This window comes from Sulfitobacter sp. 15WGC (assembly GCF_005068605.1).
GTDB lineage: Bacteria > Pseudomonadota > Alphaproteobacteria > Rhodobacterales > Rhodobacteraceae > Sulfitobacter > Sulfitobacter faviae.
This window is the reverse complement of the sequence record NZ_SZNL01000006.1, coordinates 64,101-85,211: the sequence shown is the minus strand read 5'-3', so window position 1 is coordinate 85,211 and position 21,111 is coordinate 64,101. Positions and strand designations below refer to the sequence as shown.

The following is a 21,111-nucleotide window of genomic DNA, read 5'->3' as shown; positions in this document are numbered from 1 at the left end:
TAATGAGGTTTTGACTACTAACCCACTGTTATCAAACGGATCGCCTCATCCTGGCGCATGAGCCACAAAAGCAGTCTCACAGCCTTGCCGCGCGGCCCTTCGAGGCTGGGGTCATCGAGCAGAAGCTTGCGGGCATCCGATTGCGCCACCGCCATCAGGCCCGCCTGACGCTCCAAATCCGCCACGCGGAAACGCGGCACGCCGGACTGCGCCGTGCCAATCAGATCCCCCGTGCCGCGCATCTTCAGGTCGGTTTCGGCGATGACAAACCCGTCCTCGGATTCGCGCAGCACCTCAAGCCGCTGGCGGCCCGTCTCACTCAGCGGCGCTTGATACATCAAAAGGCAGGTCGAGGCGCCTGAGCCCCGCCCGACGCGACCCCGCAACTGGTGCAGCTGCGCGAGGCCGAAAATTTCGGCCCGTTCGACCACCATGATCGTCGCATTGGGCACGTCGACGCCCACTTCGATCACCGTGGTAGCCACCAGCACCTTGGTCTTCCCCGCTTGGAAGGCGCGCATGGCGGCGTCCTTCTCGGCGGGCGGCATTTGGCCGTGGACCAGCCCGACAACGCCCTCGCCCAGAGCGGCGCGCAGACGTTTGAACCGGTCCTCCGCCGCCGTGAGATCGCTGACCTCGCTTTCCTCAACCAGCGGACACACCCAGTAGCACTGCCGCCCCTCGCTGATCGCATGGCGCATCCGGTCGATGACCTCATCGATCCGTGCGGTCGAGACGAGCGCCGTGCGAATGGGCTGCCGCCCGGGGGGCTTTTCATCCAGAATCGAGACATCCATATCGCCGTATTGCGCCAGCGCCAGACTGCGCGGGATCGGCGTGGCGGTCATCACGAGCACATCGGCGAGCTTCCCCTTGCGGCCCAGTTCCAGCCGCTGCCGCACCCCGAAACGGTGCTGTTCGTCAACCACAGCGAGGCGCAGATCGGCAAAGCTAACATCGGCCTGAAAGACCGCGTGGGTGCCGACGAGGATCTGGATATCGCCGCGTTCCAGCGCCGCGAGCTTGGCCCGACGCTCGCCCCCCTTGTCGCGCCCGGTGAGCAGTTCCAGCACCACGCCCGCCTGTTCCGCCAGCGGTTGAAGCCCCATAAGGTGCTGACGGGCAAGGATTTCCGTCGGCGCCATCAGCACCGCTTGGCCGCCCGCTTCGACCGCGCGCAAGAGCGCCATGAAAGCCACCAGCGTCTTGCCCGCCCCTACATCGCCCTGCAACAGCCGGTTCATCCGGGTCTCGCGGCCCATGTCGGCGGTGATCTCTTCGATCGCGCGCTGCTGCGCGCCGGTGGGGCGATAGGGCAAGGACGACAGCACCCTTTGTTGCAGGCGCCCGTCGCCCCGGTTTGCCCGCCCCATCTTGCGCCGCTCATTCTGTCGCGCCAACGCCAAGGTCACCTGATGGGCGAAAAGCTCGTCATAGGCCAACCGCTCGCGCGCAGGCGCGGTGGCGGTGAGGTCTTCGGCCTTCTGCGGATCATGGGCGGCCTCTGCGGCGGCGGCAAAATCGGGCCAGCCGGCCTGCGCCACCTGCCCCGGATCGGCCCATTCGGCCACCACGGGCAGCCGTTTCAACGCGCCGCGGGTGGCCTTGTACATCAGCTTTTGTGTCAGTCCGGAGGTCAGCGGATAAACCGGCTCAAAATCGGGAATGCTGCTGGCCTGATCCTCCGGCACCGCGAAATCGGGGTGGACCATCTGCGCCATCCCGTCGAAAAACTCCACCCGGCCCGAGACGATGCGGCGGCTGCCTTCGGGCAATTGGCGCTGCCAATAATCGCCCCGCGCGTGGAAATAGACCAGTTGAAAACTGGTCTGCGCGTCCTCGACCATGATGCGATAGGCGCCGCCCTTGTTGCGGGCGGGGCGATGCGCGCCAATGGTGACCGCGACGGTCAATGTCGCGGGCAGATGCGCGTCCTTCACACTGTCGCGCAGACGGCGGTCGATGCCGGAATGCGGCAGGGTAAAGATCAGGTCGCGCGGCGCTTGTATGCCCAATTGCCCCAGCAATTGCGCGGTCTTAGGCCCCACCCCTTCGAGTGTTTCCAGCCCGGCGAAAAGCGGGAAGAGCTGTTCCGGTCTGCCGCTCATTGGCCGTCGATCAGGGCCAGCCAGCCGTCTTCATCCAAGGTCTCGATCCCCAGTTCCGCGGCCTTCTTGGCCTTGGACCCCGCCCCCGGCCCGGCGACCAGAATGTCGGTCTTGCCGCTGACCGAGCCTGAGACCTTGGCCCCCAAACGCTCCGCGCGGGCCTTGGCCTCGGCACGGCTCATCTTCTCCAAGGTGCCAGTGAAGACGACCGTCTTGCCCGCCACCGGGCTGCCTTCGGTGTCGGGCCGCTCGGCAGGAATCACGGTCAGATGCGCCACCAACCGGTCGATGGAGGCGCGCTCCGCCTCTTGCGCGAAGGCCGAGACGAGCGAGCCTGCCATGACGCTGCCCACCCCATCGACGCCGATCAGATCGTCCCACGCCGGGCCGTCCAGCCCGCGGGCCTCGGCCATGGCGGCCTCGAAACTCTGCCAATCGCCGTAGTGCAACGCAATCAGGTTCGACGCCGCCTCGCCCACATGGCGAATGCCGAGGGCAAAGATCAGCCGCGCCATGGGAATTTCGCGCCGATCTTCAATGGCTTGGAATAGGTTTTCGGCCGATTTCGGCCCCCAGCCTTCGCGGTTCTTCAACTGCTGCACGCCGCTGCCATAACGCTCTTTCAGGGTGAAAATATCCGCAGGCTCTGCAATCCAGCCGTCGTGGTAGAACTGTTCGACCTGTTTTGCCCCCAGACCGTCGATGTCAAAGGCTTTGCGGCTGACAAAATGGATCAGCTTTTCAACGGCTTGGGCCGGGCAGATCAGCCCGCCGGTGCAGCGGCGCACCGCATCGCCCGGCTCGCGAATCGCATCCGACCCGCATTCCGGGCAGGTGGTCGGAAAGACGAAAGGCGCCGCATCCTCGGGGCGTTTCGACAGATCCACATCGGCCACTTTGGGGATCACATCGCCCGCGCGGTAAATCTGCACCCAGTCACCGACGCGCACATCCTTGCCACCGCGGATTTCGGCACCCTTGCTGTCGAGCCCTTTGATGTAGTCCTCATTGTGCAGCGTGGCGTTGGAGACGACGACACCGCCCACCGTCACCGGCTGCAACCGCGCCACGGGGGATAATGCGCCGGTGCGGCCGACCTGAATGTCGATGCTCTCAAGCCGGGTCCATGCCAGTTCGGCGGCGAATTTATGGGCCACGGCCCAACGCGGGGTGGTCGAGCGAAAGCCGAGCCGGTCCTGCAGGGCGAGGTCATCGACCTTGTAGACCACGCCGTCGATGTCATAGCCAAGGGTCGCGCGCTGCGCCTCGATCGTCTCATAATGGGCGACCATATCGCCCGGCCCCGCGCAAAGCGCGGTCAAAGGGTTGGTCGAGAACCCCAGTTCCGCCAAACGGTCGATGGCGCCCTTTTGGGTGTCACCCAAGGGCGCCGAAAGCGCGCCCCAAGCATAGGCGAAGAACCGCAGGGGCCGCGCGCGGGTGATTTCGGGGTCCAATTGGCGCAACGACCCGGCGGCGGCATTGCGCGGGTTGGCGAAAGTCTTGCCGCCCCTTTCCGCCTGCCGCGCGTTCAGGGCCGCGAAATCGGCGTGGCTCATATAGACCTCGCCGCGCACCTCCAGCAGATCGGGCGCGTTCTTGAGCTCTTGCGGGATGTCTTGGATCGTGCGGGCGTTCGCGCTGACATTCTCACCCACAGCGCCATCGCCGCGGGTGGCGGCCTGGACCAGCACGCCGTTTTCGTAGCGCAGAGAAAGTGACAGCCCGTCGATCTTGGGCTCGGCCGTATAGGCCAGCGGCGCATCGGCGCCGAGGCCGAGGTATTTGCGGATCCGCGCGTCGAATTCGGTGACTTCCTCGGCGTCGAAAGCATTGGCGAGCGAGAGCATCGGCACCGCATGGCGTATCTTCCCAAAACCTTCGGCGACCGGCGCGCCGACCTGTTCCGAGGGGCTATCGGCGCGCTTAAGGTTCGGGAAACGCGCTTCGATCTCGGCATTGCGGCGCTTGAGCGCGTCATATTCCGCATCGGAGATTTCCGGTGCATCTTCCGTATGATAGGCTGTGTTGGCTGCGCGCAACACCTCGGCCAGCCGGGCCAATTCCGTCTCTGCCTGCGCTTTGGTCAGCGCTTCAACCTCGATCTGGGATGTCACGATCTGCCCCCGATATTTTCATCTGTCGCTTAGATAGGTGGCGATCAGGGGCAGGTCTAGCGATTTCAGGGCGAATGATTTCAAGCCCGAGCCGAGCGGGATCAGGCGCTGGCGGCCAAATCCATCTCGACCGGGTCAGGATCGCGCAGCACATAGCCGCGACCCCAGACCGTCTCGATATAGCTCTCCCCGCCGGTGGCTTGGCTCAGCTTCTTGCGAAGTTTGCAGATGAAGACATCGATGATCTTCAACTCAGGCTCATCCATGCCGCCATAGAGGTGGTTAAGAAACATTTCCTTGGTCAGGGTGGTGCCCTTCCGCAGACTCAGCAGTTCGAGCATCTGGTATTCCTTGCCGGTCAGATGCACGGGGGTATCGTTCACGCTGACGGTCTTGGCATCAAGGTTCACCGCCACTTGGCCCGTCTTGATGATGGATTGCGAATGCCCCTTGGACCGCCGAATGATGGCATGAATCCGGGCCACCAATTCCTCCCGATGAAAGGGTTTGGTCAAATAATCGTCGGCGCCGAAGCCGAAGCCCCTCAGCTTATTTTCCGTATCGTCGGAGCCTGAGAGGATCAGGATCGGCGTCTCGATCCGGGCGAGCCGTAACTGGCGCAGCACGTCATGGCCGTTCATATCCGGCAGATCGAGGTCGAGCAGGATCAAATCATAATCGTAAAGCTTGGCCAGATCGATTCCCTCTTCGCCCAGGTCGGTGGCGTAGACGTTGAGATTCGCATGGGTCAGCATCAGTTCGATACTGCGAGAGGTCGTTGGGTCGTCTTCAACTAACAATACACGCATTTCGGTTACTCCGGCTCATCTTGGACGATGGGCTCACCCTGAGCAAAAAAGGTTAACTACCCGTTACCGATACTCGATAGGATAGATTAACAACTTAAAGTTGTCTATACTTTTTCAAGGCCGTGGCTTTCAGCGCCGCTTCCCCATGTTCGGTAACCGCATGTAACCACTCCATAAATTCCTCATCACTGATACCGTAACGCTCCAGCGCTTCGGATTGGGTGATCAGCCCATAGACCACCCCCCGCACCACCGCCGCCTTGCGCGAGGCGACCCATCTGCGGGTATCGGCGCTTGGCAAATCGGCGCGGGACATAACGCTCCCGTCAGCGAGGGTAACAGACCGTGGCCCATCGACTTTTTTCAGGTACATCGCATCATCCGCCATTGTTTTGGCGTCCAATAACCCCCACCTGCCTTAACGCGGCGTGAAGCCCGCCCTTGTGACTAGGTAGGATTTTCCTATATTCGCGCACAAACTCCGGAGAGACCCATGGCCCTTGATCAGACCCCGCCGCTCAATTCGCTTGGCTTTGCCAAAGCGCCTGCCGATACGCGCGTCGTCGTGGCGATGTCGGGCGGCGTGGACAGTTCTGTCGTCGCGGCCATGCTCAAGGACGAGGGCTATGACGTTGTGGGCGTCACCCTACAGCTTTACGATCACGGCGCGGCGCTGGCCAAGAAAGGCGCCTGCTGCGCGGGGGTCGACATTCAAGATGCTCGCCGCGTGGCCGAAGAGATGGGCTTCCCGCATTACGTCTTGGACTATGAGAACGTCTTCAAGGACGCCGTGATTGACGAGTTTGCCGACAGCTACCTCGGCGGCGCCACGCCGGTGCCCTGCATCCGCTGCAACGAACGGGTAAAGTTCAAGGATCTGCTGGAAACCGCCAAGGATCTGGAAGCCGACTGCATGGCCACCGGTCACTATATCCAGCGCAAGATGGGCGAGAACGGGCCGGAGCTGCATGCCGCCGCCGATGGCAACCGCGACCAGAGCTACTTCCTCTTCTCCACCACCGAAGAGCAGCTTTCCTACCTGCGCTTCCCGCTGGGCCATCTGCCGAGCAAGGACGACACCCGCAAGCTCGCCGCGAAATACGGGCTGGAGGTTGCCGACAAGCCCGACAGCCAAGACATCTGCTTTGTCCCGAACGGCGACTACGCTGCGGTGATCCGCAAACTACGCCCCGAGGCCGCTGATCCGGGCAATATCGTCGACACCGAGGGCAATGTGCTGGGCAGCCACGAGGGCGTGATCCATTACACGATCGGCCAGCGCCGGGGCCTCGGCATCGGCGGTCTTGCCGATCCGCTTTATGTCGTGAAGCTCGACCCTGAGCGGAAAGAGGTGGTCGTCGGTCCGAAATCCATGCTCGCCACCCGCAAAATCCCGGTGCGCGAGATCAACTGGCTGGGCGATGCGCCCCTGACCTCACAGGCGGAATGGAACATCGCCGTGCGCGTGCGCTCCACCCGTCCGCCGCGCGATGCGATCCTGCGCCCGATCAGCGAAACGGAGGCCGAGGTCGAGCTACTCACCGCCGAGGAAGGCGTCTCTCCCGGGCAGGCCTGTGTTTTCTATGATCCTGAAAGCACCCGGATTTTCGGCGGCGGCTGGATCCACCGGGGCTGACAGCCCTTAAAGCCGCGCCAGCACCGCCCGCGCGGCCCGCAGGCCGGGAGCCTCCCCCCCCCTGCCCCAAACGCGCCATCGTCAGCGCCATGGCGTCCTTCTGGGCGCCGGGCGCGCGCAGCACTTGCAAGACACCTTCGGCAATCGGGCCGGGGCGGCAGTTCGCGCCGATGAATTCCGGCACCACGCGGGTTTCCGAGACGAGGTTGACCAGCGTCACCGTATCCACCCGCAGCATCCGGCCGATGATCTGGCGGCTGATCCAATTCATGTCATAGGCGATGACCATCGGCGTGTTCACCGCGGCGAGCTCCAGCGATACGGTGCCCGAGGCCGCAAGCGCCACATCCGCTGCGCGGAAGGCGGCGCGTTTGCTGGCGGTGAAAGCCTCGACGCTTTGGTCGCGCGGGTCCAGCACCAGCGGATTGCCCGCCCAGTTGCGCGTGACCTGTTTGACCAAGGCGGCGACAGGGGCCGCCGCAGGGACGACGACGCGCAAGGACGGCTCGGCCTCGACCAATCGCGCGACGACCTGCTGGAACACCGGGGCCAGCCGCGAGACCTCCCCCCGGCGCGAACCGGGCAAGGCAAGCAGCAAGGGCGCATCGGCGAGGAGGTGTTCGGCACGGAACGACGCGGCGGCGGCGTCATCGGCCACGGGCTCGGCCACCACCGGGTGGCCGACGAAATCACAAGCCATGCCCGCCGCTTCCATATAGGGCGGCTCGAAGGGGAACAGGGCGAGGACGTGATCGACGGAACGGGCCATTTTCTCGGCCCGACCGGGGCGCCAAGCCCAGACGGTTGGGGCCACGTAATGCACTGTTCTGATGTCGGATTTCTCTTTCACCTTGCGCGCCACGCGCAGTGAGAAATCGGGGCTGTCGATGGTAATGAGCACATCTGGCTTGGTTTCAATCACCGCCTGTGCCGTCTCATTGATCCGGGCCATCAGCGCGCGGTATTTGGGCAGGATCTCCGCCAGCCCCATGACGCTGAGCTCGTCCATGTCAAAGCGGCTTTCCAGCCCCTCAGCCATCATCTGCGGGCCGCCGATGCCGTCGAATGTCACCTCGGGGCAGAGTTCTTTCAACCCGGCCATGAGCGCGCCGCCCAACCGGTCGCCCGAAGGCTCGCCTGCCAGAATGAACACCTTCATCCCGCGTCCCCCTCTCGGACCCAAAGCACCAATCCCAATTCATCGGCCAGCGCCACGCAAATGTCCCGCTCCAGCAGCATCACACCACCGGCGTTGACCACCACGCCCGCCAGCCCCGCCGCATGGGCGGCGCGCAGCGTGTCGGGGCCGATGGTCGGCAGGTCGATCTCACGGATTTGGCCAGTTTTCGGGCCTTTGCAGAGCACTGCGCGCGCGCCCTGTACCGCTTCTGGCAGGGTCGCCAACAGGTGATCCGTGCCCCCAATGGCCTCAACCCCGTAAACCTGTTCGCGCCCGATCACGCAGGCCTGCCCGATGTCCAAGCTTGCCAACCCATCAAGCACCGCCGCGCCGCGCGCCGCATCCCGGCGCATCTGATCGTCGGGCCGCTCGCGGGACAGTACACCGCTGTCGGCCAGCAGGTCCGGGACCAGTTCATCGGCCCCAACCACCCGCAGGCCGTGATCTTCGAAAATCGTCTTGATCACCTCAAGCGCGCCATTGTCGCCCGCCGCAAGGGCGGCCTTGAACTGCGGCACCAAGGGCGCCGTGCGCATGTCGAGCTTGGCAGGATCGAGCGTCGGCCGGTCGATCGCTCCGCAGAGGCACACCTCACGGATGCCAAGGCCCAGAAGATGCGCAAGCAAGCTGCCCAAAGTTTCCAACCGGAAGGTCAGATCGGCCTTCAGCCCATCGGGCGCGCAGCCCTCATAGGCGCAGACCAAAGGCGGCACGTCCTGCGCCGCCGCCACCCGCGCGGGCAGGTCGCCGCGCCCGGCGATCAGCGCAAGGCTCATTTCGGCGTCAGGAAATGGCGGCCCGTGTCGGCCATGACGAAATCGACGATCTGGCGGACGTAATCGCTTTGGGTCTCGTCCCCCAAACGCCGCGCCCGGTCGGAGAATGTCCCCTCGCCCTGCGCCAGCATCTGGAACGCGGCCCTAAGCGCCGTGATATCGCTGCGCGCCACGCCCGCGCGTTTCAGCCCAACGAGGTTCAGCCCGTCGAGATCACCGCGCGGCGCTTGCACAAGGCCGTAGGGGATCACGTCATTCGTCACCATGGTCACCGCGCCGATGATCGCACCCTGCCCGATCCGCACCCATTGATGAATGCCAGACAGCCCGCCGATGATCACATCATCTTCAAGCACGCAATGCCCGGCGACGGCGGCGTTGTTCACCACGATGACCCGATTGCCGACCACGGCGTCATGAGCGATGTGGCAGCCGGCCATGAAGAGCCCGTCATCGCCCACGCGGGTCACCCCGCCGCCACCTTCGGTGCCGCAGTTCATGGTGACATGTTCGCGGATACGGTTCCGCTCCCCGATGACCAAACGGCTGGCTTCGCCCTTGAACTTCAGATCCTGCGGAATCTCACCGATCACCGCGAAAGAGAAGATCACCGTGCCCGCGCCGACCTCGGTCCGGCCGGTGACGACGACATGGGATTTCAGCTCCACATCCGCCTTCAGCACGACCTCGGGCCCGACCACGCAGAAGGGGCCGACGCGCGCCGAAGGGTCGATCTGCGCGCCCTCTTCGATCACGGCACTGGGGTGGATATTGCTCATGCCGCGTCCTGCGGGAGATCCAACATCGCCATGAACTCGGCCTCGGCGGCCATTTCACCCTCAACAGTGGCCACGCCGCCGAATTTCCAGATCTTCGCACCCGGCTTGCCGCGCAGGGTCTTGAGGTCCATCCGCAGCACATCGCCGGGGCCAACCTTGCGGCGGAACTTACATTTATCGATGGACATGAAATAGATCAGCATGTCGCGGTCCTGCATGCCAAGGGCCGTGCCCACCATCACACCCGCAGTCTGGGCCATTGCCTCCACAATCGTCACGCCCGGCATGATCGGCGTGCCGGGGAAATGGCCCTGAAAATGCGGCTCGTTCATGGTGACGTTCTTATAGCCGACAGCACTCTCGGTGCCCGCGATCTCTTCGACCTTGTCGACCAGCAAAAAGGGATAGCGGTGCGGCAGGATGCGCTGGATCATTTGGATATCGGCGCGCAGCAGCTCTTCGGTCATGGACTGTCCTTTGTCTCAGAAGGTTGCTGAAGGGCTACCAATTCGGGCGGCTGGGGGCAAGCATCCCGGCAGCTGCGCCGCTTACTCGGCGTCCGTCAGCCCGCTGCCGATCGTCTCGTCCAAAAGCGCAATCGCCTCATCCGTAACCTCAATCGCGGAGGACGAGACAAAGACCCGCCGCCGCTCCAGAATGACCGCTGCGTCGGAATTGCGCATCAACTGCTCAAGCACCGGGGCCGCAGCGGCCAGAAACCGCTCGCGCTCAAGGTCCAGCGCCTCGCTCAGCGCCCGGTTCTTCGCCGCCTGCTCTGCCCTTGTGCGCTGCACCTTTTCGTCAAAAGCATCGGCCAAAAGCCGGAACTGCGCCGGTTTCAGCTGAGAGCGCTTTTCGGTGAGTTCGCGTTCCTCCGCCTCAAGCGCCGCTTCAATCTCGCGGTTCTCGGCGGCAAGTTCCTCGCTCTGGGCTTCGATCTCGCGGCTGACGCGCTGGCCAAAGGCACTGTCGCGGAACAGGCGTTCGGAATCGATGGTCAGCACCGGGCTGATCACGCCGCCCCGCGCCGGGGCGGGCGTGTTTGTCTGAGGGTCTGCCAAGGGCCCCTGCTGCGCAAGGCCGGGGGCGGCCCCGGCCAGCATCATCACCAAGGGGATGAAGGCGCGGCGCATGGGCTTAGAACGTGGTCCGCAGGGTGACCTCAAAGCTCTGCTCTTTGTCAAAGCTCTCTTTCTTCAGCGCGTCGGAGACGTTGAACTGAAGCGGGCCAAGCGGCGTGTCCCAGAAGACCGAGAGGCCGATCACATGGCGGAACGAACCGCTTTCGCCGACGATGGTGCCGCCGCTGGTGTCGACATCGCTCAGGTCCCACAGGTTGCCCACGTCATAGAAGACGCCGCCGGTGATGCCATATTCCTCAGGCAGACCCAGTGGGAACTCCGCCTCGAAACGGGCCACGGCAAATAGGTTGCCGCCAAGCGCGTCGTCCACCCCGTTGCTCTGGTCGCGCGGCCCGATGCCGCCGGGCTCAAAGCCGCGAACGATGATGGATGGGCCAAGGATGAACCGGTCCACCGCGCGGTTGGTGCCGCTGTTCCAAGACAGCGCACCACCTTCGAGCGTGGCACGCAGGGTGACTTCCTCGTTAAAGATGCGCTTTTCGCCCGCGATCTTGGCCGTGGTCTTGATATATTCGTTGTCCCCGCCCAGCCCGGCGAAATCCTGCCCGAACTCGAACAGAACGCCCTGCGTCGGGTCCAGCCCGCTGCGACGGGTGTCATAGGTATAGGTGTACCCGATGGAGGAGGAGAAAAGCGCGCCCTCTGCGATTTCACTCGCGATGGTGGCGCTGTTGTCTTCGTCATCCCGCTCCAGCATCTCGATCCCTTCGAGAGTATAGCGCGTCGACAGACGGCCATTCTCGCTGACCGGGAAGGTCAGGCTGGGCTGGAACACCAGACGTTCGGTGTCATAGCTGGTGTAGGAGGAATTGGTCTCGGCATAGTCCAGCTTGAGGCCAAGCGCCACGTCGCGGCCAAGGAAGCGCGGCTCGACAAAGGTCACGCCATAGCGGGTGGCATCCTCGGCGGTGGAGATCGACAGGTTTAGCCGCTGCCCGCGCCCGAGGAAGTTTTCCTCTTGGAAGCTGACCGCCACACCGAAACCGTCGTTGTTCGAGAAGGAACCGCCGAAGTTCAGCGAGCCTGTGGGCTTCTCTTCCACATCCACGTCGATCACGACCTGTTCGGGGCTGGAACCTTGGCGGGCGTTGACCTCTGCGGTCTCGAAATACTGCAACGCGCGGATGCGTTCTGCTGCTTGGCGGATTTCGCGTGGGTTGAAGGGGTCACCCTCCACGCTGTCGAACTCGCGCCGGATCACACGGTCGAGCGTGGTGGTGTTGCCTTCGATGTCGATCCGCTCAACAAAGATGCGCTCCCCACGGGAGAGTTTGTAGGTCACGTTGAGCGACAGGTCGCGGTCATTGCGGTCGATCACCGGCTCGACGCGCAGAAAATCGACGCCATCGCGGATCGCTTGGCGCTCGATCCGGGCAATGTCATTCTCAATCAAGGTCGGGGAATAGATCACGCCGCGGCGGATCTTGAGCAGGTCGCGATAGGCCGCCGCATTCAGGCCGGGCACTTCGGATTCCAGCTTCACCTCGCCGAAACGGAACTGCTGCCCCTCGGTGATGTTATAGGCCACAAAGACGCCATCACGCTCTTCGGTCAACTCGGCATTCACCGCCTCGGTGCGCATGTCGACATAGCCGCGCGACAGGTAGAAATCCCGCAGCAACTGTTTGTCAGCCTCGACGCGGCCTTCGACATAGGTGTCGCGCTTGACCAAACGGCGGAACAGACCGGCCTGTTTGGTGCCCAGAACGCGGCGCAGGCGACGGTCGGAATAGACGCGGTTGCCGACAAAGCTCAGACGCTCGATCTCGACATTGTCGCCTTCGAAAATCTCGAACACCAGATCGACGCGGTTCTGGTCGCGGCGGATGATGCGCGGCTGCACGCGGGCCGACAGGCGCCCCTCGTTGCTATAAGCCTCGGCAATGGCGGCGGCGTCTTGCTCGGCTTGGCTGGGGTTGAACACCCGCCGTTCGGTCGAGCCGATGAGTTCGGCCAGCATCTCATCCTTGATGCGGCGGTTGCCCTCAAAGCTGACGCGGTTCAGCGTCGGCAGTTCGACCACCGTGATCACCAGCGTGCCGCCCTGCGGCTCAAGTGAGACGGATTCGAACAGACCCGAGTTTTGCAGGTTCTGATAGGCGTCGTTCAACTGACCGCCCGTCACCGCCTGCCCACGTCCGATGCCCGCGCGGCGCAGGATGGCGCTATCGCCAATCCGCTCATTGCCGTCGATGACAACCGTGTTGAACTGATATTGCTGTGCCTGCGCTTGGCTGCCGGGCACGAGCCACGCGACGGACAACATGACACAAAGCGATGCCCCCCGAAGGGTCTTGCCGACATTGCTGCGCTGCGCCCATTCGACGGGCATTCTGCCCTCGTTCCTCAGTCCCATTACACCGACCCGTTTTTTTTACGACATTGTTGTCAACCTGACTACGCAGGTTAACGGGGTTTGTCAAAAGCAACGGCGTGAAAAATAGTCCATATCATGCGGCAGCTTGGGCCGGAATGACATCATGAGCCGATAACGTGCAAATGCGCCCGTTCGGGGTGCGGGGCGGCTGTCAGAGAGAGGCGACAAAAGCCCCGGCGGAAAGCGCCGCGGCAATGGCCGCACCAAAGAACGCACGGTCCCAGTTCAGGTCCAAAAGCAGGCTCAGGCCGCGGTATGTTCCTTGCAAGACGTGCATCTTCGGTTCCTTCTTGATGACGGGGAACCATAGCCAAGGATTGCGGCACGATTTTGTTCAATTGTGGCCATTTGAAGGCATTGCGCCCTGCCCCGAGGGGCAAGGCAGGACTGTCTTTCGCTATCGTTGCGCCGCTTAGGGGCAGAACAGATCGTTGCCGAGCGCAAAGAGCATCAGGGTCAGCACCAAGGCGATGCCAATGCTCATCAAAAAGCGCAGCGCGCCGTCGCTGGGCGGTTTGCCGGTCACCGCCTCATAGGCGTAGAACACCAGATGCCCACCGTCCAAAGCCGGGATCGGGAAGAGGTTCAGCAGGCCGACCGCCGTGCTCAGCACCGCGATGAAATAGATGAAGGACTGCGCCCCTTGGCTCGCCATCGCGCCCGAGGTCTGGGCGATGCCCACCGGGCCGCTGAGGTTGCAGGTGCTGATATTGCCGACGATCATCTCACGCAGGCCCGAGATCGAGCCGGTGATGATGCGCCAAGTGTTGTCTAGGCCTGTACCAAGCGCCTCACCCACGCCGGGGGTATCGGTCGCAGGCACGAAGGCCATGCCGCCGACGATGCCGATGCGCAGGTTCTGTTTGAAACTGCCATCGGGCTGCGGCTCATCCGTGGCTTTGGGGACAAGAGTGAAAGGCAAGCTCTCGCCATCGCGCCAGACGGTCAACTCCTGCGGGGCCCCTTTGGAGGCTTCGACCACCTCTTTCAATTCCCCAAAGGCCACGATCTCTTGCCCATTCACCGCGGTGATCACATCGCCGCTGCGCAGACCGGCCTCTTGCGCCGCCGATTGCGGGGCGACATTGCTGACCAGCGGAGGCATCAGATAGGGGCCGGGCACGGTCAGCTCTTCGCCATCGCGGGTGATGTCATAGCTCAGAACCGCTTCCTGCGGCAGGTTGGTCAGGAAATCGCCATAGCCTTCCCCGGCAGAGAGCGAGGGCACCGGGGTGCCTTCGACCGCGCGCAGAATATCGCCCGGAGCCAACTCATAGGCATCACTCGGCAGCGCGCGCAGCTCGCCCACGGTCAGCGGATCACGGGCGGTGCCCGCCGTCATCGCCACGGCGAAGAAGATGATAATCGACAGGGCAAAGTTGAACACCGGCCCCGCCGCCACGGTCAGCGCGCGGGCATAGAGCGGCGCGCCGTGCATCGTGTGGCGCAGCGCCTCGGGGTCGTCGGCGAGCGCTTCCATCGCGGTCTCATCCTTGCCTGAGGCCGCGTTGGAGTCGCCTGCGAATTTCACATAGCCGCCAAAGGGCAGCAGCGCGAACTGCCAGCGCGTGCCGCGTTTGTCGACGCGGGAGAAAAGCACCGGGCCAAAGCCGAGACTGAAGACATCCGCCTTGATCCCGGTCCAACGGCCAACGATGTAATGGCCGTATTCGTGGATCGCCACGATCACCGACAGCGCCACGACAAAGGCCAGTATCGTCCAGATCAGCCCGCCGAACTCCGGCAAAAATCCCATGATGTCCAACGTGCTACCCTGCCTTTTTCTGAATTGCGGCCTCTGCCGCCTTGCGTGCGAGATGGTCTGCCTGCGCCACCAGTTCAAGTGTCATGTCGTCGCGGCCCTGCGCGGCCTCTTCGGCGCGGCGCTCCAGCACCTCTTCGACGATCTCGGCCATCTGCGTGAAGCGCAGCCGCCCGTCGATGAAACCATCAAGCGCCACTTCCTTGGCCGCGTTAAAAACCGCGCCCATCAGACCGCCCGCCGCCATGACGTCCCGCGCCAGCCGTAGCGCAGGCCAGCGGGCGTCATCGGGGGCGGTGAAATCGAAACGCCCGATCTTGGTCAGGTCCAACCGCTCGACCGGGAGATGCCCGCGCGCGGGGTGGTGCAGCGCATAGCCGATGGCATGGCGCATATCCGCGGGGCCGACATGGGCCATCAAGCCACCGTCGCAGAAACCTACCAGCGCATGGATCATCGACTGCGGATGCACCAGCACCTCGATCGCCTCGGGCGAGACGCCGAAAAACTCACGCGTTTCAATGACTTCCATCGCCTTGTTAAACATCGAAGCCGAGTCGATGGTGATGCGCTGCCCCATGTCCCAATTAGGATGGCTTGAGGCTTGGTCGAGCGTCGCATGGGGCAGGTCTTCGAGCGGCCAATCGCGAAACGCGCCGCCGCTGGCGGTGATGATGACACGCTCAACCGCGGCCATGTCTTCGCCGACCAGCGCCTGAAATACGGCGGAATGTTCACTGTCGACGGGCAGGATCGTGGCACCGTGGCGCGCGGCCTCTCCCATGATCAGCGCCCCGGCGCAGACCAGCGATTCCTTGTTGGCCAGGGCCAGCGTGCCACCTTGGCACAGCGCCGCCAGCCCCGGTGCCAGCCCCGCCGCCCCGATGATCGCCGACATGGTCCAATCCGCCGGGCGCGATGCGGCCTCGGTGATCGCCTCGGCCCCCGCAGCGGCTTCGACACCGCTGCCGCTGAGCGCGTCGCGCAGATCATCTAGCAGGTCTTCGCGGGCGGTGACGGCCACATCGGCCTTGAGCGCAATGGCATCCTTGGCCAATTGCGCGATATTGCCCGCGCCGGTCAGGGCCACGACCTCATAGGCGTCGGGCGCGCGGCGGATCAGGTCAATCGTGTTCTGACCGATGGACCCGGTCGCCCCCAGTATCGAAATCTTGCGCGGCATAGCGGGTCAGTTCACACCCGGCGGGAAACCGATCAGCGGCCCGACGATCAGCAAGAAAACGGCAGCGCCGAGCATCCCGTCAAAACGGTCCAACAGACCGCCATGGCCGGGGATCAGCGCCGAGCTGTCTTTGACGCCCATCTTCCGCTTCATGCCCGACTCTGCCATATCGCCCATCTGAGAGGCCATCGACAGCGCCACCGAGATGCCAACGAGTTGCAGGCCAAAGCCCGTGTTGAACGAGAAAATCAGCCCGACAACAGCCGCCCCGACCCAGCCCGAGGCGGTGCCAGACCATGTTTTCTTGGGGCTGACCTTGGGCCAGAATTTGGGCCCGCCGATGGCGCGGCCTGCGAAATAGCCCACCACATCGGTCACCACGACCACCAGCACCAGCCACATTAGCCAGCCAAAGCCCATGTCATCGCGCAGCTGGATCAGGCCAAAGCCCGCCAGCAGGATCAGCGCGGTAAAACTCATGTAAAGCGTGCGATTGGCGCTCAATAGTGCGAAGCCCGCCAGCGCCGGAGCCAGCAAAAGCGGCAGGCCAAAGCCCACCGGCAGATAGACCGAGGCCAGCACCGCCGCTGCGGTCACCAGCCCCAATTGCCAAGCCGCCGCTTGCCCCTGCCCGCGCAGCATGCCGACCAATTCCCAGACCATCATGCCGCAGATCAGCGCCACCAGCAGATGAAATACGGTGCCGCCCAGCCAGATACCCAAAAGACCGATCAGGATCATCGCGCTGGCCGACAGCATGCGGGCGCGTAGGTCGGACCATTGTTCAGGTGATTTCATCGCAGCTCTCCTCAGGTCTTGACCGCACCGAACCGCCTGTCGCGCCCGCCATAGGCGGCGCAGAGCCGGGCGAATTCCTCGCGGGTGAAATCCGGCCACAGCGTGTCGATGAACTCATATTCCGCATAGGCCGATTGCCACAGCAGAAAGTTCGAAATCCGCGCCTCGCCGCTGGTGCGGATCACCAAATCGGGGTCGGGCAGCACATGGGTATCGAGGTAGCGCGGCAGGGTCTCTTCGTCCACGCTGTCGGGGTCGAGCTTGCCGCTGGCGACATCTTGGGCCAAGCGATGCGTGGCGCGAGCCACCTCATCGCGGCCGCCATAATTGAGCGCGATCGTCAGATTGATGCGGGTGTTATGGGCGGTATGGGCCTCAAGCTCTCCCATGAGCTTGATCAGCTTGTCATCCAGCCGGTCGCGATCCCCAATGAACCGCACCCGCGCGCCATAGTCGCTGAGGCTGCGCATTTCTTTGGAAATATAGCGCCGGAACAAGGACATAAGCCCCGCCACTTCGACCTGCGTACGCTTCCAATTCTCGGTCGAGAAGGCAAAGATCGTCAGATACTCCACCCCCACGTCGGGGCAGCATTCGACGATCTCGCGCACGCGTTTGGCCCCGGCGTGATGCCCAAAAAGCCGGGGCCGCCCGCGTTGGGTGGCCCAACGGCCATTGCCGTCCATGATGATCGCCACATGGCGTGGCCCGCCGGGTATCGTTTGGGGCTGAATTTCGGCGGTGCTCATGTCTCGACCTTTTTCTTTCAAGTTCTGTTTCCCTGCGTCTTGGCGGGGTCAGACTTGCATGATTTCGGCCTGTTTCGTCTCAAGCTGTTCATCGATGAGCGTGATGAAACGGTTGGTCAGATCCTGCACTTCGCCTTCCCAGATTTTCTGGTCGTCCTCGGACATGGCGCCGTCGTTCTTGGCTTTCTTGATCTGGTCCATCCCGTCGCGGCGGATGTTGCGGATCGAGACGCGCGCGTGTTCGGCATATTGGCCCGCGACCTTGGTCAACTGAGTCCGGCGCTCTTCGTTCAGTTCGGGGATCGGCAGCATGATGATGGTGCCATTGAGCTGCGGATTGATGCCCAGACCGCTTTCGCGAATGGCCTTCTCAACCTTGCCGACGAGCCCCTTGTCCCAGACGTTGATCGTGACCATACGCGGCTCTGGCACGTTGACGGTGCCGACTTGGTTCACCGGGGTCATCTGGCCATAAGCCTCGACCATCACCGGCTCCAGCATAGAGGCCGAGCCACGCCCCGTGCGCAGCGATGCGAACTCGGTCCGAAGCGACGCAATCGCGCCGTTCATCCGCCGTTCAAGATCATCGGTATCGAGCATAAATTCGTCTGACATGGCGAGCCTGCTTGTTGTTTCCTTGCGTTACGGCTTTCTAACGGTGGCGCGGCGCTTTCACAACTGCCCATTGTTGCGCCACCATACGCGCCCCGCGCCCCTGTTGTGAGAGACGCGGGCAGCATCAGGTCAATCGCCCCGCCGTGGGGCGATGCCTTGGAATGCGGGCCGGATTTATCCGACGCGGGTATAGGTGCCCTGCCCCGCCAAGATACCTTGGAAGCCGCCCGGCTCATCCAGCGAGAAGACGATGATCGGCAGGTTGTTGTCTCGCGCCAACGCGATGGCAGAGGCGTCCATCACGCCGAGCCGCTTTTGCAGCACGTCGTCATAGCTCACCAGATCATAGCGTTTCGCATCGTCGAACTTGGCCGGGTCTTTGTCATAAACACCGTCGACCTTGGTGCCCTTGAAGATCGCCTCGCAGGACATCTCATTGGCGCGCAGGGTCGCGGCGGTGTCGGTGGTGAAATAGGGGTTGCCGGTGCCCGCGGCAAAGATGCAGACCCGCTTCTTCTCAAGGTGGCGCACGGCGCGGCGGCGAATATAGGGCTCGGCCACTTCGTTCATGGTGATCGCGCTGATCACGCGGGTGTGGATGCCCAAACCTTCGAGCGCCGATTGCATCGCCAGCGCGTTCATCACGGTGGCGAGCATCCCCATGTAGTCCGCCGTGGTCCGCTCCATCCCCTGCGCCGAGCCTTGCAGCCCGCGGAAGATGTTGCCGCCGCCGATCACCATGCAGATCTCAACGCCGAGGCTGTGCACCGATTGCACCTCACGGGCGATGCGTTCGACGGTTGGCGGATGCAGACCATAGCCGAGGTCACCCATCAGCGCCTCCCCGGAAATCTTTAGCATCACGCGGTTAAAGGAGACTTGGGGGGTGTCTTGGGACATCGGGCACACCTTACTATTTCACCAACCGGGGGGGGGAGATTTAAACCTTGCGGCGGTGAAGGGTTTTCATTTCGCGCCAAAATGTCGCAAATACGCCCAAGGTTCAATGCGGGACGTAAGGAAGACGCAAAGAAATGCCGGATATTCCCAAGGCCCAGATGGACGCCCTGTTGCAAGGCTTGCCGCCCGAACGGCCGGTGTTGATCGCCGGGCCGACCGCCAGTGGCAAATCCGCCCTTGCCCTCGCCATTGCCGAGGCGCAGGGCGGTGTGATCGTCAACGCCGATGCCAGTCAAGTCTACGCCCCCCTGCGCATCATCAGCGCCCGCCCCTCGCCCGAGGAAGAGGCCCGCGCGCCGCATCTGCTCTATGGTCATCTGGCCGAAGACGCGCCCTATTCCACCGGCCATTGGCTGCGCGAAGTGGCTCCGCTGCTGGGCGGCGATCAGCGGGTGATCATCACCGGGGGCACCGGGCTTTACTTCTCTGCCCTGACGCAGGGGCTGGCCGAGATTCCGGCCACCCCGGTAGAGGTGCGCGCCCAAGGCGACGAGATGGCACTCGAAGACCTGTTGGCCGGGCTGGATGCCGAGACCGCCGCAGGCCTCGACCAACGCAACCGCGCGCGGGTGCAGCGCGCTTGGGAAGTGTGGCAGGCCACCGGGCGCGGCCTGTCGGACTGGCAGCGCGACACCGGCGCGCCGCTTTTGCCGCTGGCGGATTGTCTGCCAATCGTCTTCGATGTCGAACGGGATTGGCTGAACGCCCGCATCGCACGACGCTTTGACCTGATGCTCGAGCAAGGCGCCTTGGAAGAGGTCGCCGCCCTTCGCCCGCGCTATGACCCATCCCTGCCCGCCCATCGCGCCATCGGCGTGCCGGAACTGATCCGCCACCTCGACGGCGACTGGCCGCTGCACCGCGCCCGCGAGGCTGCTGTGGTCGCCACCCGCCGTTTCGCCAAGCGGCAGCGCACTTGGATGCGCAGTAAGATGGCAGATTGGCAGCGGGTGACGCCAGAATAGCCGCCGAGCGGGCGGAATCTCTTGCGTTATCCCAACCCTCCGCTAGCCTGACGTTGGAGATTGCCCATGTAAGGTTTCCATTTCTCAACGAAAGCGCCGTGTGCCCGAGACAGAAGTTCAGACCCAGTCCTTGGCCCAGCTTTCAGCGGGGCAAGACTGGCGGCTGACCCTCGCCCATGACCGCGACCACCATCTTTTGATCTGGATCACCCGGGGCCAAGGGCGGCTGCTGCTCGACGGCCAACGCCGCGGCATCAGCCCGCATAATGCGCTTTGGATACCGGCGCGGTCGCTCTTCGCGCTGGAGCTGGGCTATCAATGTCTGGGCCATGCGGTGCTGATCCCCAAAGACAGTGACGAAAGCCTGCCCGAGACCCCGCGCCAATTGCGCATCCGCGATGGGGCCGCGCAATCGGAGATCGCAACCCTCATCGAACAGACCCAGCGGGAGGTCCAACAGGCCCGCCCCCTGCACCAAGATGCGCTCAAAGCGCAGGTGGCGCTGATGTCGGTCTGGCTGCGCCGCCAGATCATGGCAGAGGCCCATACCGCCCCCCGGCCCAAGGCAGGCGACAGGCTGAGCGCGCGCTTCTGCGCCTTGGTCACTCAAGGCGCCCCCAAGGGCACCAGCATGGCCGAACACGCCGCAGCTCTCGGCGTGACCCCAACCCATCTGACCCGCGCCGTGAAGGCGGCCACCGGCAAATCCGCCGCTGACCTTCTGACCGAACGCAGTTGCCATGCCGCCCGTCGCCTGCTGGCCGAGACCGATCACACCGCTGCCGAGATCGCCGCCACCTTGGGCTTCGGCTCTGCCGCCTATTTCACCCGTTTCATGCAACAGCACAGCGGCCTACCCCCCAGCAAACTGCGCTGAGAGCCGGGCCGAAATGTCGCTTTCAGACCCTCAGCATGTCGCAAAAACTCAACCAAACTCCTCAGCCGAATGTTGACGCGCGACCAATTTCCGTGCCTCATGGCTGAACCGCTCCGCAAAGGGGCGGGGCAATGAAAAAGCGCAGGCTGCCAGAAAGACCGCCAAAAGGTCTTCGGCACCCGGCGCCACAAGGCAGAGAAAACCTGCCACGCACAGAACCGGCGCCCCCAAGGCGCCGCACGAATTAAAAAGGCCAAAAGGCCGCATCGTCGGGCCAA

General features: G+C 63.5%; 19 protein-coding genes and 1 pseudogene. 3 read left to right on the top strand and 17 right to left on the bottom strand.

Going from position 1 to position 21,111, the window contains the following annotated elements; translation table 11 throughout:
* Nucleotides 1–17: 17 nt before the first annotated feature.
* The 4 genes from recG to FCK22_RS06790 all read right to left on the bottom strand — a co-directional run bounded on the left by recG (nucleotide 18) and on the right by FCK22_RS06790 (nucleotide 5,407).
* Nucleotides 18–2,108: an ATP-dependent DNA helicase RecG gene (recG, locus tag FCK22_RS06805; protein ID WP_067266899.1), complete on the bottom strand. Its 2,091-nt coding sequence runs from the start codon at nucleotides 2,106–2,108 to the stop codon at nucleotides 18–20.
* Nucleotides 2,105–4,225, bottom strand: coding sequence for an NAD-dependent DNA ligase LigA (ligA, locus tag FCK22_RS06800; RefSeq protein ID WP_067266901.1), 2,121 nt, complete (start codon nucleotides 4,223–4,225; stop codon nucleotides 2,105–2,107). The genes recG and ligA overlap by 4 nt, the downstream gene beginning before the upstream one ends.
* Before the next feature lie 101 nt (nucleotides 4,226–4,326).
* A complete protein-coding gene (gene ctrA / locus FCK22_RS06795; protein WP_136720308.1) occupies nucleotides 4,327–5,034 on the bottom strand; it encodes a response regulator transcription factor CtrA in 708 nt (235 codons plus the stop codon).
* Between the two features lie 94 nt (nucleotides 5,035–5,128).
* On the bottom strand, nucleotides 5,129–5,407 hold the full coding sequence (locus FCK22_RS06790; RefSeq protein ID WP_067266163.1) for a DUF1153 domain-containing protein: 279 nt from the start codon (nucleotides 5,405–5,407) through the stop codon (nucleotides 5,129–5,131).
* A gap of 120 nt (nucleotides 5,408–5,527) precedes the next feature.
* On the opposite strand from FCK22_RS06790, the gene mnmA reads away from it, so the two are divergent.
* The gene (mnmA, locus tag FCK22_RS06785; RefSeq protein WP_067266051.1) at nucleotides 5,528–6,670 is read left to right on the top strand and encodes a tRNA 2-thiouridine(34) synthase MnmA; all 1,143 of its coding nucleotides are present in this window, start codon (nucleotides 5,528–5,530) and stop codon (nucleotides 6,668–6,670) included.
* A 6-nt stretch (nucleotides 6,671–6,676) separates the two neighbouring features.
* On the opposite strand, the pseudogene lpxB reads toward mnmA, so the two are convergent.
* The 13 genes and pseudogenes from lpxB to pyrH form a co-directional block, all read right to left on the bottom strand.
* Nucleotides 6,677–7,829, bottom strand: a pseudogene (lpxB, locus tag FCK22_RS06780) (lipid-A-disaccharide synthase).
* Nucleotides 7,826–8,626 carry a UDP-2,3-diacylglucosamine diphosphatase LpxI gene (gene lpxI / locus FCK22_RS06775; protein ID WP_067266045.1) on the bottom strand — a complete coding sequence of 267 codons (801 nt, stop codon included), beginning with the start codon at nucleotides 8,624–8,626 and terminating at the stop codon, nucleotides 7,826–7,828. Before lpxI ends, lpxB begins: the two are co-directional and overlap by 4 nt.
* Nucleotides 8,623–9,405, bottom strand: coding sequence for an acyl-ACP--UDP-N-acetylglucosamine O-acyltransferase (lpxA, locus tag FCK22_RS06770; protein ID WP_136720306.1), 783 nt, complete (start codon nucleotides 9,403–9,405; stop codon nucleotides 8,623–8,625). Before lpxA ends, lpxI begins: the two co-directional genes overlap by 4 nt.
* A complete protein-coding gene (gene fabZ / locus FCK22_RS06765; protein ID WP_067264885.1) occupies nucleotides 9,402–9,872 on the bottom strand; it encodes a 3-hydroxyacyl-ACP dehydratase FabZ in 471 nt (156 codons plus the stop codon). The genes lpxA and fabZ overlap by 4 nt, the downstream gene beginning before the upstream one ends.
* A gap of 81 nt (nucleotides 9,873–9,953) precedes the next feature.
* On the bottom strand, nucleotides 9,954–10,538 hold the full coding sequence (locus FCK22_RS06760) for an OmpH family outer membrane protein (RefSeq protein WP_136720305.1): 585 nt from the start codon (nucleotides 10,536–10,538) through the stop codon (nucleotides 9,954–9,956).
* Between the two features lie 4 nt (nucleotides 10,539–10,542).
* Nucleotides 10,543–12,879: an outer membrane protein assembly factor BamA gene (gene bamA, locus FCK22_RS06755; protein ID WP_136720304.1), complete on the bottom strand. Its 2,337-nt coding sequence runs from the start codon at nucleotides 12,877–12,879 to the stop codon at nucleotides 10,543–10,545.
* Between the two features lie 196 nt (nucleotides 12,880–13,075).
* Entirely contained in the window at nucleotides 13,076–13,201 is a 126-nt protein-coding gene (locus FCK22_RS19540; RefSeq protein WP_269451576.1) for a hypothetical protein, read from the bottom strand.
* Between the two features lie 135 nt (nucleotides 13,202–13,336).
* On the bottom strand, nucleotides 13,337–14,689 hold the full coding sequence (gene rseP, locus FCK22_RS06750; protein ID WP_136720303.1) for an RIP metalloprotease RseP: 1,353 nt from the start codon (nucleotides 14,687–14,689) through the stop codon (nucleotides 13,337–13,339).
* Between the two features lie 4 nt (nucleotides 14,690–14,693).
* Nucleotides 14,694–15,869 (bottom strand): 1-deoxy-D-xylulose-5-phosphate reductoisomerase, encoded by a 1,176-nt coding sequence (gene dxr, locus FCK22_RS06745; protein ID WP_067261565.1) that lies wholly within the window; start codon nucleotides 15,867–15,869, stop codon nucleotides 14,694–14,696.
* A 6-nt stretch (nucleotides 15,870–15,875) separates the two neighbouring features.
* Nucleotides 15,876–16,667, bottom strand: coding sequence for a phosphatidate cytidylyltransferase (locus tag FCK22_RS06740; RefSeq protein WP_067261564.1), 792 nt, complete (start codon nucleotides 16,665–16,667; stop codon nucleotides 15,876–15,878).
* A gap of 11 nt (nucleotides 16,668–16,678) precedes the next feature.
* Nucleotides 16,679–17,416: a polyprenyl diphosphate synthase gene (gene uppS, locus FCK22_RS06735; RefSeq protein ID WP_067261562.1), complete on the bottom strand. Its 738-nt coding sequence runs from the start codon at nucleotides 17,414–17,416 to the stop codon at nucleotides 16,679–16,681.
* 48 nt (nucleotides 17,417–17,464) lie between these two features.
* Nucleotides 17,465–18,031: a ribosome recycling factor gene (gene frr / locus FCK22_RS06730; protein ID WP_067261561.1), complete on the bottom strand. Its 567-nt coding sequence runs from the start codon at nucleotides 18,029–18,031 to the stop codon at nucleotides 17,465–17,467.
* A gap of 174 nt (nucleotides 18,032–18,205) precedes the next feature.
* Entirely contained in the window at nucleotides 18,206–18,931 is a 726-nt protein-coding gene (gene pyrH / locus FCK22_RS06725; protein ID WP_067261559.1) for a UMP kinase, read from the bottom strand.
* Between the two features lie 134 nt (nucleotides 18,932–19,065).
* Between pyrH and miaA the strand changes: the two genes are divergently transcribed.
* Together miaA and FCK22_RS06715 are read left to right on the top strand one after the other, a co-directional pair.
* A complete protein-coding gene (miaA, locus tag FCK22_RS06720; protein ID WP_067261558.1) occupies nucleotides 19,066–19,956 on the top strand; it encodes a tRNA (adenosine(37)-N6)-dimethylallyltransferase MiaA in 891 nt (296 codons plus the stop codon).
* Between the two features lie 100 nt (nucleotides 19,957–20,056).
* Nucleotides 20,057–20,833 carry a helix-turn-helix domain-containing protein gene (locus FCK22_RS06715; protein WP_067261556.1) on the top strand — a complete coding sequence of 259 codons (777 nt, stop codon included), beginning with the start codon at nucleotides 20,057–20,059 and terminating at the stop codon, nucleotides 20,831–20,833.
* Nucleotides 20,834–21,111 lie beyond the last annotated feature (278 nt).